Raw genomic sequence first — 12452 nt, 5'->3', positions numbered from 1 at the left:
GAACAATATTGGCTTTTCGATGTAATTGACGCTTATTCCCCCTGCTTGCACACTGGACCCGTCTGATTTGACGTACGACTTATCCAGTGAGGAGCGGCATGAAACACATCGGTGTGGCAGGGTTGGGCAATATGGGGCGCGGCATGGCGCTGTCGTTGCAACGCGGCGGCTTTACGGTGTCCGGTTACGATCCGGCGACCGCGGCGGCCGAAAGCATCGCGCGCGAAGGCGTGCGGACATTTGCGTCGGTGGCGGCGCTGGCGGCGGAAGTCGATGTATTGATCCTGTCGCTGCCGACCTCGGACGTGGTGGAGGCGGTGGTGTTCGGCGCCGACGGCGTGCTGGCCGGCGCCAAAGCCGGCCTGCTGGTGGTCGACACCACCACGGCCGATCCCAACAGTACGCGCAGGGTCGCCGCCGCACTGGCGGAAAAGGGCGTGCGCTTCATCGACGCGCCGGTCAGCGGCGGCCCCAAGGGCGCGGCCACCGGCACCATGACCATGGTGCTGGGTGGCGCGGCGGAAGACGTCGCGGCGGTCACGCCGGTGCTGGAAGCGATGAGCGCCAAGCGCGTGCACGTCGGTCCGGTCGGCGCCGGCCATGTCACCAAATTGCTCAACAACCTGATGTGTGGTGCGCACCTGATCGTCGCAGGCGAGGCCGCGCGCATTGCTGCCGCCGCCGGCCTCGATGCGCAACAGATCTTTGAAGGCATCAACGCCGGCTCGGGGCGCAGCGGCGTCACGCAAGTCAACTATCCCACCTGGATTTTCAACGACGCCTTCGACTCCGGATTCACGATGAAGCTCATGCGCAAGGACCTGCGCCTGGCGATGGGTCTGCTGGGCGAGCTCGGCACCTCGGCACCGCTGTCGGGCGAAGTCGGCCGCCTGTGGGCCGCCAGCGCAGAAGCAGCGGGTACCGCCGACGGCGAAGATTTCAATCGCATCGTGCAGTTCATCGAGAAATAAATCACGTACATCATCAGGAGTCTTGAATGCAATCGAATGAAGCAGAACAGTTGTTGGCGGCGTTCACGCCGTTCTTCCCGGGCGCCGGATTTGTCGGTTCGTATGTCGGCGGCAAGCTGGTGCAGGGCGACGGCGCGGCCGTGGTGCTGCAGAATCCCGCCACCGGTGCCGACAGCCTGAGCTATCGCGACGGCGGCGCGGCGGTGGTGCAGCAGGCCGCCGAAGCGGCGCTGGCGGCGCAGGCCGAATGGTGGAAGCTGACGCATGCCGCGCGCGGCCGCATCGTCTTCGCCGTCGGCCAGAAAATCCGCGACAACACCGAAGCGCTGGCGCAACTGGAGTCGCTCAGCGCCGGCAAGCCGATCCGCGATTGCCGCGGCGAAGTCGGCAAGGTCGCCGAGATGTTCGAATACTACGCAGGCTGGACCGACAAATTTTATGGCGACGTGATTCCGGTGCCGAGTTCGCATCTGAACTACACGCGCCGCGAGCCGGTCGGCGCGGTGTTGCAGATCACGCCGTGGAATGCACCGATCTTCACCTGCGGCTGGCAAGTCGCGCCGGCGATTGCAATGGGCAATGCGGTGTTGCTCAAGCCGTCCGAACTGACGCCGTTCACCTCGCTGGCGGTGGCGGCGCTGGCCGAACAGGCCGGCGTTCCCAAGGGCCTGATCAACGTGCTGGCCGGCCAGGGCCATACTGTCGGCCAGGCTGCCATCGATCACCGCGTCGTCAAGAAAGTGGTGTTCGTCGGCTCGCCGCAAACCGGCAAGAAGATTGCCGAAGCCGCTGCGCGCCGCTTGCTGCCTTGCGTGCTGGAGCTGGGCGGCAAGTCGGCCAACATCGTGTTTGCAGACGCGGACCTGAAGCGCGCCTGTCTCGGTGCGCAGGCGGCGATCTTTTCGTCGGCCGGACAAAGCTGCGTGGCCGGGTCGCGGTTGCTGGTGCAGCGTGCGGTGTATGAAGAATTCGTCGCCATGCTGGCCAACGGCGCGAGCAAGATCAAGGTCGGGCAGCCGGGCGATGCACAGACTGAAGTCGGACCGATTTCCAACCGCAAGCAATACGAACACGTGCGCGGCATGATCGCCGAAGGCGTGCGCAACGGCGCGCGGCTCGCGACGGCGGAGCAGGATTTTTCAGCGCCGGGATTCTTTGTGCGGCCGACCATACTGGCCGACGTCAGCAACGACATGGACGTGGCGCAGCAGGAGATTTTCGGGCCGGTGGTGGTGGCAATTCCGTTCGACACCGAGGAAGACGCGGTGCGCATCGCCAACGACAGCGACTTCGGCCTGGCCGGCGCGGTATGGACCAACGATGTGGCGCGCGCGCATCGCGTGGCCGCCAACATCAACGCCGGTACCTTCTGGATCAACGGCTACAAGACGATCAACATCACTTCGCCGTTCGGCGGTTACGGGCAGAGCGGCTATGGCCGTTCCAGCGGCGTCGAGGCCTTGTATGAATACACGCAGACCAAGAGCGTGTGGGTCGAGACGGCGAAGGAACCGGCAGCGACCTTCGGTTACGTATGACGCGAGCCGGATGACGGACCTGTTCCCGTCCGATGAGAACGTTTTCATTTTCATTGCAGCGTGGGGCAGGGCAAGGCATGATTGACGCCGGACAACGAAGGCGCTCAAAAAAGCCGTGATTAATCGTTGCAAAAAGAATAGCTGTATCAGGGAGGGCCGTGCACAATGCGGCTTTTGAACACAGGACTCAAGATCCGGAGGGAATAATATGCAAGCATCCGCAACAGCAACACCCGTCATTCAGCCAGGACTGCAAACATGGAAGCTCTATGTGTATGCGGTGCTGATCCTTGTCGTGGCTGAACTGATCGGTTCGGTGGCGTTCAAGATGGGACCGGGCAAAGTCGTGCTCCTGCCGATGGTCTGGGCGCTCATCATGGGCGCCGTGATCGGCAGTGTGCAATCGAAAATGGGACCGTTGGCGCTGACCCGGCCCTTGCAATTCCGGGCTGCCGCAATCCTGCAACCGGCGTTGCTGCTGTTCGTCGCCAAGCTCGGCCTGATGGTCGGCAGTTCGCTGCCAAAGATCATCGGCGCCGGCTGGGCATTGGTGTTCCAGGAGTTCGGCCACTTCGTCGGCACCATCGTGATCGGCCTGCCGCTGGCGCTGCTGCTGGGTATCAAGCGTGAAGCCATCGGTGCGACGTTCTCGGTCGGCCGCGAACCGAGCCTGGCGATCATCGGCGAACGCTACGGCATGAATTCTCCGGAAGGACGCGGCGTCCTGGCCGAGTACATTACCGGCACGCTGTTCGGCGCGGTCTTCATCGCGATCTTCGCCGGCTTCATCACCAGCCTCAACATCTTCCATCCGGTCGCGCTGGCGATGGGCGCAGGCGTCGGTTCGGGCAGCATGATGGCGGCCGCAGCCGGCGCCATCGCGGCGCAACAGACGCCCGAGATGGCCAAGGACGTGGCGACCTTCGCCGCCGCCAGCAACCTGATCACGACCACCATCGGCACGTACTTCACGCTGTTCATCTCGCTGCCGCTGGCGGTGTGGGGCTACCGCGTTCTGGAACCGATCATCGGCCGCACCACGTCGTCCTCGAGCACGGCCGCCGACGACAAGCTGCATGAACAGACCCATACCGAAGTGGCCGACCTGAACCTGGCCGGCCGCGTCGGCGCCTGGGTGTTCGCCGGTGTGCTGACCATCATCGCCAACTGGATCGCCTACAAGGTCGCGCCGCTGGAATCGGTGGGTTGCATCGTCATCATGATCGGTGCGGTGCTGGTGGGCGATCTGCTGTGCAACCTGACCGGCAGGAAGATTCCGGCGGTGTGCTGGGTGACGCTGGCGGCGATGTTCCTGACCTCGCCGGCCTGTCCATGGGCTGACGCGATCGTGGCAATTACCGGAAAGATCAACTTCCTCGCCGTCATCACGCCAATGCTGACTTTCGCCGGCCTGTCGATCGCCAAGGATATCCCGGCGTTCCGCAAGCTCGGCTGGCGCATTGTGCTGGTGTCGTTTGCCGCCAACGCAGGCACCTTCATCGGCGCGACGCTGATCGCGGAGTTCTTCCACTGATCGGCATGCCTGCATGCTGTAAGGCGGTTGGTAAAAATGAAAAGGCCGGTAATGTGAATTACCGGCCTTTTTTGTTTTTGCATGTATGCAGCGAAGTTTATTGCGCCTTGTAAGCCGCCCACGCCACCAGCAGCCAGCCGGCCAGGAAAGCCAATCCGCCGATCGGCGTGATCGCGCCAAGGAAGCGCACGCCGCTCAGTGCCAGTACATACAGGCTGCCGCTGAAAATCACGATGCCGATGAACATCGCACTGCCGGCCCAGCCGAGGATGGCGGGACCGAACCTGGGAATCAGCAGCGCTACCGCGAACATGCCCAGTGCATGCACCATTTGGTAGATCACGGCGGTTTGCCAGATCGCCAGCATGTCGGCATCGAGGATCTGCTTGAGGCCGTGCGCACCGAACGCGCCGGCGCCGACCGCGATGAACATGTTGAGACCTGCCAGGATGACGAGAAGACGTTCGCTCATGAGTGATTTCCCAAAAATATAAGACGATTATTTTAATTCTTGTGCGCCATTGCCACATTGCCACCGCTGGCAATGGCGAGATCGCTTCAGACGCCGAAGATCGGCATCAGCCGCATGATGGCTTCGCGCCATTCACGCGGTTCGGGCTGGCCGTTGGATTTCTTGCTCAGGAAGCTGGCGATGTGCGTGCCCTGGCGGTTGAACAATTCCAGCGAGGTGATGATGCCGTCGGTAGTGGGCTTCTTGGCGACCCACACCGAATCGATGTGATCTTCGCGCAGCTGCATGCGGAAACCTGCATTCATGATCTTCAGGCGCGAATCCTTAACGCGGATGTTCTTGATCTTGCCGTAGTAAGCCTGGACGATGCCGGCATTGCCGACCTGGGCCATGATGGAAGTGCCGAATTCGGTCATGCGCTGCAGGATCACGCGCGCCGAGTCGTTGGCGACCTGATAGGCGAACGCTTTGCCGGCCAGGCGCAGCTTGCGCAGCCGTTGCCGGTCGAAGGCTTCCTGGCGCTGGATGAAATCCTCGTGGTTGTGGGTGTGGGCCCACTCTGCGCGCAAGGCGTCGACGTCGATTCGGCCCAGGCTGTCGTCGCCGGTTCCAGTAGCGCTGTCGAGTGGATGGACCAGGTGCGGCGCCAGCTGTTCGGCGGCGGCATGGTCACTGACCAATTGCCGGAACGACGCGATGTCGCCATCTTCGCCGAGCATGATCTTGTGCATCATGTTGCCGTAGCGGTCGAAAAATTGCAGGCTGTGCCGCTTGCCGCCACTGCAGGCGTCATGCTCTTCGAGCGCGTAGCCGTGCTCCCACTGCGGATAGAAAATGCGCAGGTGCATGGCTTCGGCCGGCGCGAGTTCGATTTCATTGTCGACGTACAACGCGCCGCTGACGTTGTCTTTTTCAAGCAGGGCGGAGGAGTTGCGCGTCACTTCAGTGAGGTTGCCGAGCGCGGCGAGACGCTGCATCAGGGGCGCGAATTCACTGTCCAGGCGTGTCGCATGCGGCTGCAGCGCAACGCGTTGTACATCGGTCAGGTTGGGCAGTTGCTGATCGTCGAGGGGGCGCAGACGCATCATGATCTTTCCTTCTCGGTATTCTTTACGGCTTCATTTCTGGCGGCCGGTGCGAATGGAGCGGCAGCTTCGCGGCGTGCTCCGCATTCTTGATTCCGACCCATGTGGGGGCGGGTTGCCGATATCCAAGAGATGCCGGTGCCGCCGAAGCATCGCATCCGAAGAAAAGTCCGTTGATCATGGTGTTTCCGATCTTGAAATCCTTCAAATGAGAATAATTCTCATCCATTGTCGTGCATGGATCATCAAATAGCAAGCACGGATAAACACTTTTACAGAAAGTTGATGACGCGGCGCTGTTAGGGAAGTGTTGAAAGTGTGTCCGTGTGTAAGTCCTGTGGCAACCGATGCTGCGCCGCGATAACCTGAATCCGTCTCCTCCAATTCCTCCCTCTTGAATTGGATTCAGCCCCCGGCCTGCGAAGTCCGGGGGCTTTTTTTCGTATCGTTCCGGCCTCGCCCCGGCAGGTCTGCATCACGCCGTGATGCCGCTCCCCCTGCTGCTGTGCGCCATCGAAGTTCCCGGGTTTATCGGGATTTCAGGTTGACACGGGATTTTCGCAGTCCTAATATGTTCGCGCGAACATCAGTTTTTGCTTTCATCCGAAAAACTGCAAATTAGCTGCAAATTGGCGGCAGATTTGCTTGCCGCAGCCATTCCAACATCAAGGAGAGTCTTCATGCTGACCCCTGCGCAGATCGAACAGTATCGAACCGACGGCTTGCTGGTCGTGCCCGGTTTATTGGATGTTTTCACGCTGCAGCGGATGAAGGAAGCGCTGGCGCAATGGCTGGAGCAATCGCGCGCAGTCGACGCCCACACTCAGGTTTTCGATCTGGAGAACGGCCATAGCGCCGAGGAGCCGCGCCTGCGCCGCATCAAGCAGCCGCACAAGCATCATCCGGTGTTCGAAGAGTTCATCCGATCGCAGCCGATGGTGGCGGTGCTGCGCGACTTGCTGGGGCAGGGACTGCGCTTGCAGAGCTCCAAGCTCAACCTCAAATCGCCGCGCTTCGGTTCGCCGGTGGAATGGCATCAGGACTGGGCTTTTTATCCGCACACCAACGACGATATCCTGGCGGTAGGCGTGATGCTCGACGACACCTCGCTGGAAAACGGCGCGATGCTGGTGGTGCCCGGTTCGCATACCGGCCCGACCTACGATCACCATGCCGACGGCCGCTTCTGCGGTGCCATCGATCCGGCCACGCCCGGGCTTAATCTCGACCGGGCGGTGCCGGTGACGGGCAAGGCGGGGGCGGTGTCTTTCCACCACGTGCGGGCAGTGCATGGCTCGGCGCAGAACCGCTCGACCATGTCGCGTAATTTCCTGCTGTATGAAGTGTGCGCGGCGGATGCCTTTCCTTTACTGGGCGTGGCGGATTTTGACGAATTCAACTCGCGCCTGCTCAGCGGCGAGCCTACCGTCGTGCCGCGCTTTCGCGATGTGCCGGTGCGCATGCCGCTGCCGCCGGCTTTGAACCAGGGCTCGATCTACGAGAACCAGGCTTCCAGCGGAAAACGATTTTTCGATATTGCCGACGATGCGGCGTTGCAAGCCGCCTCCACCTGACCCCGCCGCACACCATGCAGCAGTTACTCATCTATCAATCCTTGTGGGCCATGGAACGCCGTCGTCCCGACGGCCATGAGTGGACCCTGGAGCAGAAGCTCGCCATGATCCGCGATGCCGGTTTCGACGGCGCCGGCGTGCGCTTCTTCGATCGCGATTATGCGCGGGAAGTCACCGCCTTCCTGCGTGAACACGGCATGAGCTGGCAGGCGCAGTGTTATCCGCGCAGCGTCGACGAGCTCAAGCCCATCATCGAGCACGTGCAGGAATTCGGCGCCGACCACATCAACCTGCAGGCCGACGTCCGACCGTACACGCTGGATGAGTGCATTCCCTACATCGAAGGATGGCGGCGGCTGGCCGACGACGCCGGCATCGCGCTGCACATCGAGACGCATCGCGATCGCATGACCACCGATCTCTTCTTCACGCTGCAGTTGCTGGATCGGTTTCCGGATCTGCGGCTTACGGCGGACTTGTCGCATTACGTAGTGGCGCGCGAATTCGCATGGCCGATTTCGGACGAGAACCATGCGCTGATGCACCGGATCATCGACAACGCCTGGGGCTTCCACGGTCGCGTCGCCAGCCGCGAACAGATCCAGTTGCAACTGGCGTTTCCGCAGCACCAGAAGTGGCTGCAGCTGTTCATGCAATGGTGGGAATACGGATTCCGGAGCTGGTGCCGCCGTGCGCCGTCCGACGGCGTGCTGACTTTCCTGTGTGAACTGGGCCCGCCGGAATATGCGATGACCGGCGCCGACGGCCATGAATTGTCGGATCGCTGGCAGGAGGCCGGCAGTATGAAGGACAGCGTGCGTGCGTTGTGGCAGGCCTGCGCAGATGCAGGAACGAGGAAAGCCGCGGCGCAGGAAAAGGCGCAAAAAGCGGCAGCAGCATGATTTCAATGTTTCACGTTTTCATATCAACCAGCAAGGCCAAGGAGAAGTATCGCTTCCATCAATGAGCACACGGCGCCCGGCCGGTCGTAGATCGAGACAACACGACACGTCCCCATGATTTACCATGGGACCGGCAAGGGCGCCGGCATCCACCAGGAGACAGACAGCATGAATACAATCGCCAGCAGCCCGCGCGCGGACCACGCCCTCGGGGCCGCTTCAGAGCACCAGACCGAACGCGACGCCAGCAATGCCGCAGACCGCGCCAGCGCCGGACTGGAGCGCCAGCGCGTCATCGCCTTGCGTTCCTCGGTGGTGGGCACTGCGCTCGAATGGTATGACTTCTTCCTCTACGGCACCGCGGCGGCGATTGTCTTCAACGTGCTGTTCTTCACCAGGCTCGATCCCATGATCGGCACGCTCGCGGCCTTCGGTTCGTATGCGCTGGGCTTTGTCGTGCGCCCGCTGGGCGGTTTCGTGTTCGGCCATATCGGCGACCGCATCGGGCGCAAGAACGTGCTGGTGATTACCTTGCTGATGATGGGGCTGAGCACGACGCTGATCGGCTTCCTGCCGACCTACGCCAGCATCGGCATCGCCGCGCCCATCCTGCTGACGCTGTTGCGGCTGATCCAGGGTTTCGCCGCCGGTGCGGAATTCGGCGGCGCCGTTACCATGTCGGCTGAATATGCGCCGGTCCACAAGCGCGGCTATTACGCCAGTTGGCCAGGCGTCGGCGTGGCGTTGGGCGTGGTGCTGTCGGCAGGCGTATTCACGCTGGTACGGCAGATGCCGGAAGCCGATTTCATGGACTACGGCTGGCGCATTCCCTTCATCCTGAGCAGCATCGGCCTGGCGGTCGGGATGTATATCCGCCTGTACGTGCTGGAGTCTCCCGCGTTTGAAAAGATCAAGTCGAAGAAGGCCGTGCAGAAGTCGCCGATTTCCGCAGTATGGAAGCACCATCGCCGTCACCTGCTCATCGCCATCGGTGCGCGTTTTTCAGAAAATACCGCGGGCTATATCTTCCAGGTGTGGGCGTTGTCCTACCTGACCGCCCAACTGAAAGTCGACGCCAGCATCGGCCTGATAGCGGTGCTGATCGGCGCCGGCCTCGGCGCGCTGCTCAATCCATTGTGGGGCATGCTGTCCGACCGCATCGGCCGCAAGCCGGTGTACATCCTCGGAATCGTGGTCATGATCCTAGGCTCGTGGCCGTTCTTCATGATGCTGGAGACGCGCGAGACGCCGATGATCATCGGCGGCTTCGTGATGATGATCGTGTTCGGCTTGTATCCGATGTTCTCGGTGCAGGCGGCGTTCTTCGCCGAGCTGTTCCCGCCCAGCGTGCGCATGAGCGGCATCTGCATGGCGCGTGAACTGTCGTCGGTGATCACGGGCGGCATGGCGCCGGTGATAGCAACGGGTTTGCTGGCGTATTACGGCGGCAGCTATTATCCGATCATCGGCTATCTGGTGTTCATGGGCGGCGTTGCGCTGATCGCGCTGCTGATGGCGCCGGAAACGCGCGGCGTGATCTACGAGGAAGACGCCTGAAAGCGAAGTGCGTAGTCTGCGCTCAGGCGCTGCCGCGGCGCACGATGGAGAAGCCGAGATCGCTGACCGTGTCGGCCTCGGCGTCTTTGCCGCCCAGGCGCGCCAGCAGCATCCTGGCTGCGGTCTCACCAATGCGATGGCTGCTGACGTGCACGGTGGTGAGCGGCGGATTGATTTCCGAGGCGATGTCGAGATTGGCGAAGCCCGCGATGGCGATATCCTGCGGAATGCGGACCTTGCGGCGATCGCATTCCAGCACCGCGCCGGCGGCGATGACGTCGTTGCTGAAGAAGGCGGCGTCAATGTCGCGATGCTGCTCCAGCAGCGTCACCATGGCTTCGCGGCCGCCTTGCAGGAACGATCCCGGCGACGCCGTGATGCGCACCGGCGCCCGCAGGCGATGCCGCTTGAGCGCGGCGCTGAGGCCGGCCAGTCGCGCCACGCCGCGCGGATCATCGCCGCCTACGAAGGCGATGCGCCGATATCCTTGTTCGACCAGATAATCGCCCATAGCCGCGCCGGCGTCGTAGTTGGAGAAGCCGGCCAGCATGTCGATCGGCTCGGGCGTCAGGTCCCAGGTTTCCACCACCGGAATGCCGGCGGTCCTGAGCCGTTGCCGCGTCGCCGGCGTATGCTGCACGCCGGTCAGCACCAGGCCATCCACGCGGCGGCCGATGAAGGCTTCGACCAGCCTGGTTTCGATGTCTTCGGAATAATCGCTTTGGCCCAGCAGCAACTGGTAGCCGTGCGCCATCAGGTATTCCGACATGCCGCGCACGGTTTCCGCAAAAATCGAGTGGCCGATGGTCGGCACCACGGCCGCGACAATGCGCGTGCGCCGCGACGCCAGCCCGCCCGCCAGCAGATTGGGGATATAACCCATGCGCGCAATCTCGGCCAGCACTTTCTCGCGCGTGGCCGGCGCCACCTTGTCGGGCGAATTGATCACGCGCGACACGGTGATGTGCGACACGCCGGCGACGCGCGCGACATCTTCCTTGGTGACGGCCCGCGCCGGACCGCTGTCTTCTTGCGATGTGATTCTTTTTGCCATGCGGGATCGGAGTAACAGGTTGTCGCCGGAGAAACCTTCCCGGCGGTGCCTATTCTGACATCAAATACGCGGTTTGCGATGGCGATGAAGGCGAGTTGTCGCGGCGGCACGCGTAAAACGGCACGGCAGTGGTAACGACGGGCAGCAGGGGGGTATGGCTGCGGAAGAAGGGCGGTGATAGAGCCATTGCACGGACCAAAGCCAGGTTGACCAAGTTGAGTCTTGCAGAAAAATGCACGCTAGCACATGGGACGCACAAAACAAAAAGGGCTCCAATTGCTTGGAACCCTTTTTATCTACTGCTGAATTTCTGGTAGGCCGTGCGGGACTCGAACCTGCGACCAACGGATTAAAAGTCCGCTGCTCTACCAACTGAGCTAACGACCCGAAAGACCGCTATTATAAGCAAAATCGATCAATCGTGTCAAACGCGTAGGGAAACTATTTCAACGTCGCCAGTTTTTCCTTGCCGGTCTGCGCAGCCGGGCTTTCCGGGTACTTCGCAATCAGCGCGTCCCAGGTCTTCTTCGCCGCCGCCTTGTCCTTGAGCTCCACGTAGGAACTGCCGATGTTGAGCATCGCGTCCGCTACCTTGGGGCTGTCCGGATAATTCTTTGTCACCACTTGCTGAGCAGCGATCGCTCCCTTGTAGTCGCGTTGTGCATACAGGGAATTGCCCACCCAGTATTGCGCCGACGGCGCGTAACCGGATTGCGGATAGCGTTTCAGGAAGTCGCTGAAGGCTGCGCCGGCGCCCTTGTAGTCGCCGCCCTTGAACATGTTCAGGGCCGCGTCATAGGCTTTCTGCTCATTCAGGTCGACGCTGGATTCCTTGCCGTCGATCGTGACTTTTTGCGGTTCGAGCTTGCGCAGGCGGGCGTCCAGATCGACGTAGAAGTCTTTCTGGCGTTGCTGCGTGTTGGCGAGTTCATTGCTGAGGACTTCGACCTGGCCGCGCAAGCGTGCGATCTCCTGCAGCAATCGGTCGTTCTGGTCGGACAGGCTCAGCGCGCTGTTCTTGTCCGCCTTGTTGGCGACGTCTTTTTGCAGGGCATCGATCTTGCTGCGGATATCGAGGATGGCCTTGCGCGCTTCCTCATCGTCAAACAAGCCTGCGTGCGCCGTTGCCGGCAACACGGACAGGCTTGCGACAGCGGCCATCATGGCCGCTGCGGAAAACGACTTGAGCGCGGTCTTCAGGGAAGTGCGCATAAGTCTTATTGGTAAGCGATGTCGGAACGACGGTTTTCAGCCCATGCTGCTTCGTCGCTGCCCAGGGCCTTCGGTTTTTCCTTGCCGAACGACACTGCTTCAACTTGGGCATCGGACACGCCCAGCAGGACCAGCGCCTTGCGGACTGCTTCGGCGCGCTTCTGACCCAGGGCCAGGTTGTACTCGGTGCCGCCGCGATCATCGGTGTTGCCCTGGATGATGACCTTGCGATCCTTGTGCGAATTCAGGTACTTGGCATGCGCTTCGACGACCGGACGGAACTCGTCCTTGACGGTGTAGCTGTCATAGTCGAAATAGATGCTGCGCTTGGAGAGGATGCCTTGCGGGTCGTTCAGCGGGTCGGAACCGGTGTTGACGGTGTTGACTGCGCGCGGATCTGCACCGGTGGTGGCGCCTGTGCCTGCGCGGTTTTCAACCGGGGCGTTCTTGTCGTCCAGTTTGGTGGACGAGCATGCCGCCAGCAGCACGGCTGCCGAAAGAACGATTGCAAAAGAACTGAATGTACGCATGTGAAACTCCTTGTGTCGTGAAT

The 12452-nt window shown here is 61.7% G+C and carries 11 protein-coding genes and 1 tRNA gene; 6 read left to right on the top strand and 6 right to left on the bottom strand.

From position 1 onward, the window contains the following. Positions 1-98: 98 nt before the first annotated feature. The 3 genes from F506_RS21195 to F506_RS21185 all read left to right on the top strand — a co-directional run bounded on the left by F506_RS21195 (position 99) and on the right by F506_RS21185 (position 4043). Positions 99-971, top strand: a complete 873-nt coding sequence (locus F506_RS21195; RefSeq protein ID WP_053200739.1) for an NAD(P)-dependent oxidoreductase — start codon at positions 99-101, stop codon at positions 969-971. A 26-nt stretch (positions 972-997) separates the two neighbouring features. Beyond that, complete coding sequence (locus F506_RS21190; RefSeq protein WP_053200737.1) at positions 998-2509, top strand: aldehyde dehydrogenase family protein; 1512 nt, start codon at positions 998-1000, stop codon at positions 2507-2509. A gap of 208 nt (positions 2510-2717) precedes the next feature. Continuing rightward, positions 2718-4043: a DUF3100 domain-containing protein gene (locus tag F506_RS21185; RefSeq protein ID WP_053200735.1), complete on the top strand. Its 1326-nt coding sequence runs from the start codon at positions 2718-2720 to the stop codon at positions 4041-4043. Between the two features lie 97 nt (positions 4044-4140). Here the strand turns inward: F506_RS21185 and F506_RS21180 are convergent, their stop codons facing one another. Continuing rightward, entirely contained in the window at positions 4141-4515 is a 375-nt protein-coding gene (locus tag F506_RS21180; protein ID WP_053200733.1) for a DUF423 domain-containing protein, read from the bottom strand. 86 nt (positions 4516-4601) lie between these two features. After that, a complete protein-coding gene (locus tag F506_RS21175; RefSeq protein ID WP_053200731.1) occupies positions 4602-5603 on the bottom strand; it encodes a ChuX/HutX family heme-like substrate-binding protein in 1002 nt (333 codons plus the stop codon). 677 nt (positions 5604-6280) lie between these two features. Between F506_RS21175 and F506_RS21170 the strand changes: the two genes are divergently transcribed. The 3 genes from F506_RS21170 to F506_RS21160 all read left to right on the top strand — a co-directional run bounded on the left by F506_RS21170 (position 6281) and on the right by F506_RS21160 (position 9633). Next, positions 6281-7174 (top strand): phytanoyl-CoA dioxygenase family protein, encoded by an 894-nt coding sequence (locus F506_RS21170; RefSeq protein WP_053200729.1) that lies wholly within the window; start codon positions 6281-6283, stop codon positions 7172-7174. A gap of 14 nt (positions 7175-7188) precedes the next feature. Continuing rightward, complete coding sequence (locus tag F506_RS21165) at positions 7189-8076, top strand: sugar phosphate isomerase/epimerase family protein (RefSeq protein WP_053200727.1); 888 nt, start codon at positions 7189-7191, stop codon at positions 8074-8076. A gap of 168 nt (positions 8077-8244) precedes the next feature. Further along, on the top strand, positions 8245-9633 hold the full coding sequence (locus F506_RS21160) for an MFS transporter (RefSeq protein WP_235471269.1): 1389 nt from the start codon (positions 8245-8247) through the stop codon (positions 9631-9633). 22 nt (positions 9634-9655) lie between these two features. On the opposite strand, the gene F506_RS21155 is transcribed toward F506_RS21160, so the two are convergent. The 4 genes from F506_RS21155 to pal form a co-directional block, all read right to left on the bottom strand. Beyond that, entirely contained in the window at positions 9656-10687 is a 1032-nt protein-coding gene (locus tag F506_RS21155; RefSeq protein WP_053200724.1) for a LacI family DNA-binding transcriptional regulator, read from the bottom strand. 311 nt (positions 10688-10998) lie between these two features. Continuing rightward, positions 10999-11074: transfer RNA gene (locus tag F506_RS21150), tRNA-Lys, on the bottom strand. A 54-nt stretch (positions 11075-11128) separates the two neighbouring features. Beyond that, positions 11129-11899: a tol-pal system protein YbgF gene (ybgF, locus tag F506_RS21145; RefSeq protein ID WP_053200722.1), complete on the bottom strand. Its 771-nt coding sequence runs from the start codon at positions 11897-11899 to the stop codon at positions 11129-11131. Positions 11900-11904: 5 nt separating this feature from the next. Further along, positions 11905-12429, bottom strand: a complete 525-nt coding sequence (gene pal / locus F506_RS21140) for a peptidoglycan-associated lipoprotein Pal (RefSeq protein ID WP_053200720.1) — start codon at positions 12427-12429, stop codon at positions 11905-11907. Positions 12430-12452: the final 23 nt, after the last annotated feature.

Source organism: Herbaspirillum hiltneri N3 (assembly GCF_001267925.1).
GTDB lineage: Bacteria > Pseudomonadota > Gammaproteobacteria > Burkholderiales > Burkholderiaceae_D > Herbaspirillum > Herbaspirillum hiltneri.
This window is presented reverse-complemented; position numbering and strand designations above follow the sequence as displayed.

What these genes read in the sequence shown, in the direction of transcription:
- F506_RS21170 (WP_053200729.1), top strand. Translation starts at nt 6,281, where the DNA reads ATGCTGACCCCTGCGCAGATCGAACAGTATCGAACCGACGGCTTGCTG.
- ybgF (WP_053200722.1), bottom strand. Translation starts at nt 11,899, where the DNA reads ATGCGCACTTCCCTGAAGACCGCGCTCAAGTCGTTTTCCGCAGCGGCC.
- pal (WP_053200720.1), bottom strand. Translation starts at nt 12,429, where the DNA reads ATGCGTACATTCAGTTCTTTTGCAATCGTTCTTTCGGCAGCCGTGCTG.
- F506_RS21155 (WP_053200724.1), bottom strand. Translation starts at nt 10,687, where the DNA reads ATGGCAAAAAGAATCACATCGCAAGAAGACAGCGGTCCGGCGCGGGCC.
- F506_RS21180 (WP_053200733.1), bottom strand. Translation starts at nt 4,515, where the DNA reads ATGAGCGAACGTCTTCTCGTCATCCTGGCAGGTCTCAACATGTTCATC.
- F506_RS21185 (WP_053200735.1), top strand. Translation starts at nt 2,718, where the DNA reads ATGCAAGCATCCGCAACAGCAACACCCGTCATTCAGCCAGGACTGCAA.
- F506_RS21190 (WP_053200737.1), top strand. Translation starts at nt 998, where the DNA reads ATGCAATCGAATGAAGCAGAACAGTTGTTGGCGGCGTTCACGCCGTTC.
- F506_RS21160 (WP_235471269.1), top strand. Translation starts at nt 8,245, where the DNA reads ATGAATACAATCGCCAGCAGCCCGCGCGCGGACCACGCCCTCGGGGCC.
- F506_RS21175 (WP_053200731.1), bottom strand. Translation starts at nt 5,603, where the DNA reads ATGATGCGTCTGCGCCCCCTCGACGATCAGCAACTGCCCAACCTGACC.
- F506_RS21195 (WP_053200739.1), top strand. Translation starts at nt 99, where the DNA reads ATGAAACACATCGGTGTGGCAGGGTTGGGCAATATGGGGCGCGGCATG.
- F506_RS21165 (WP_053200727.1), top strand. Translation starts at nt 7,189, where the DNA reads ATGCAGCAGTTACTCATCTATCAATCCTTGTGGGCCATGGAACGCCGT.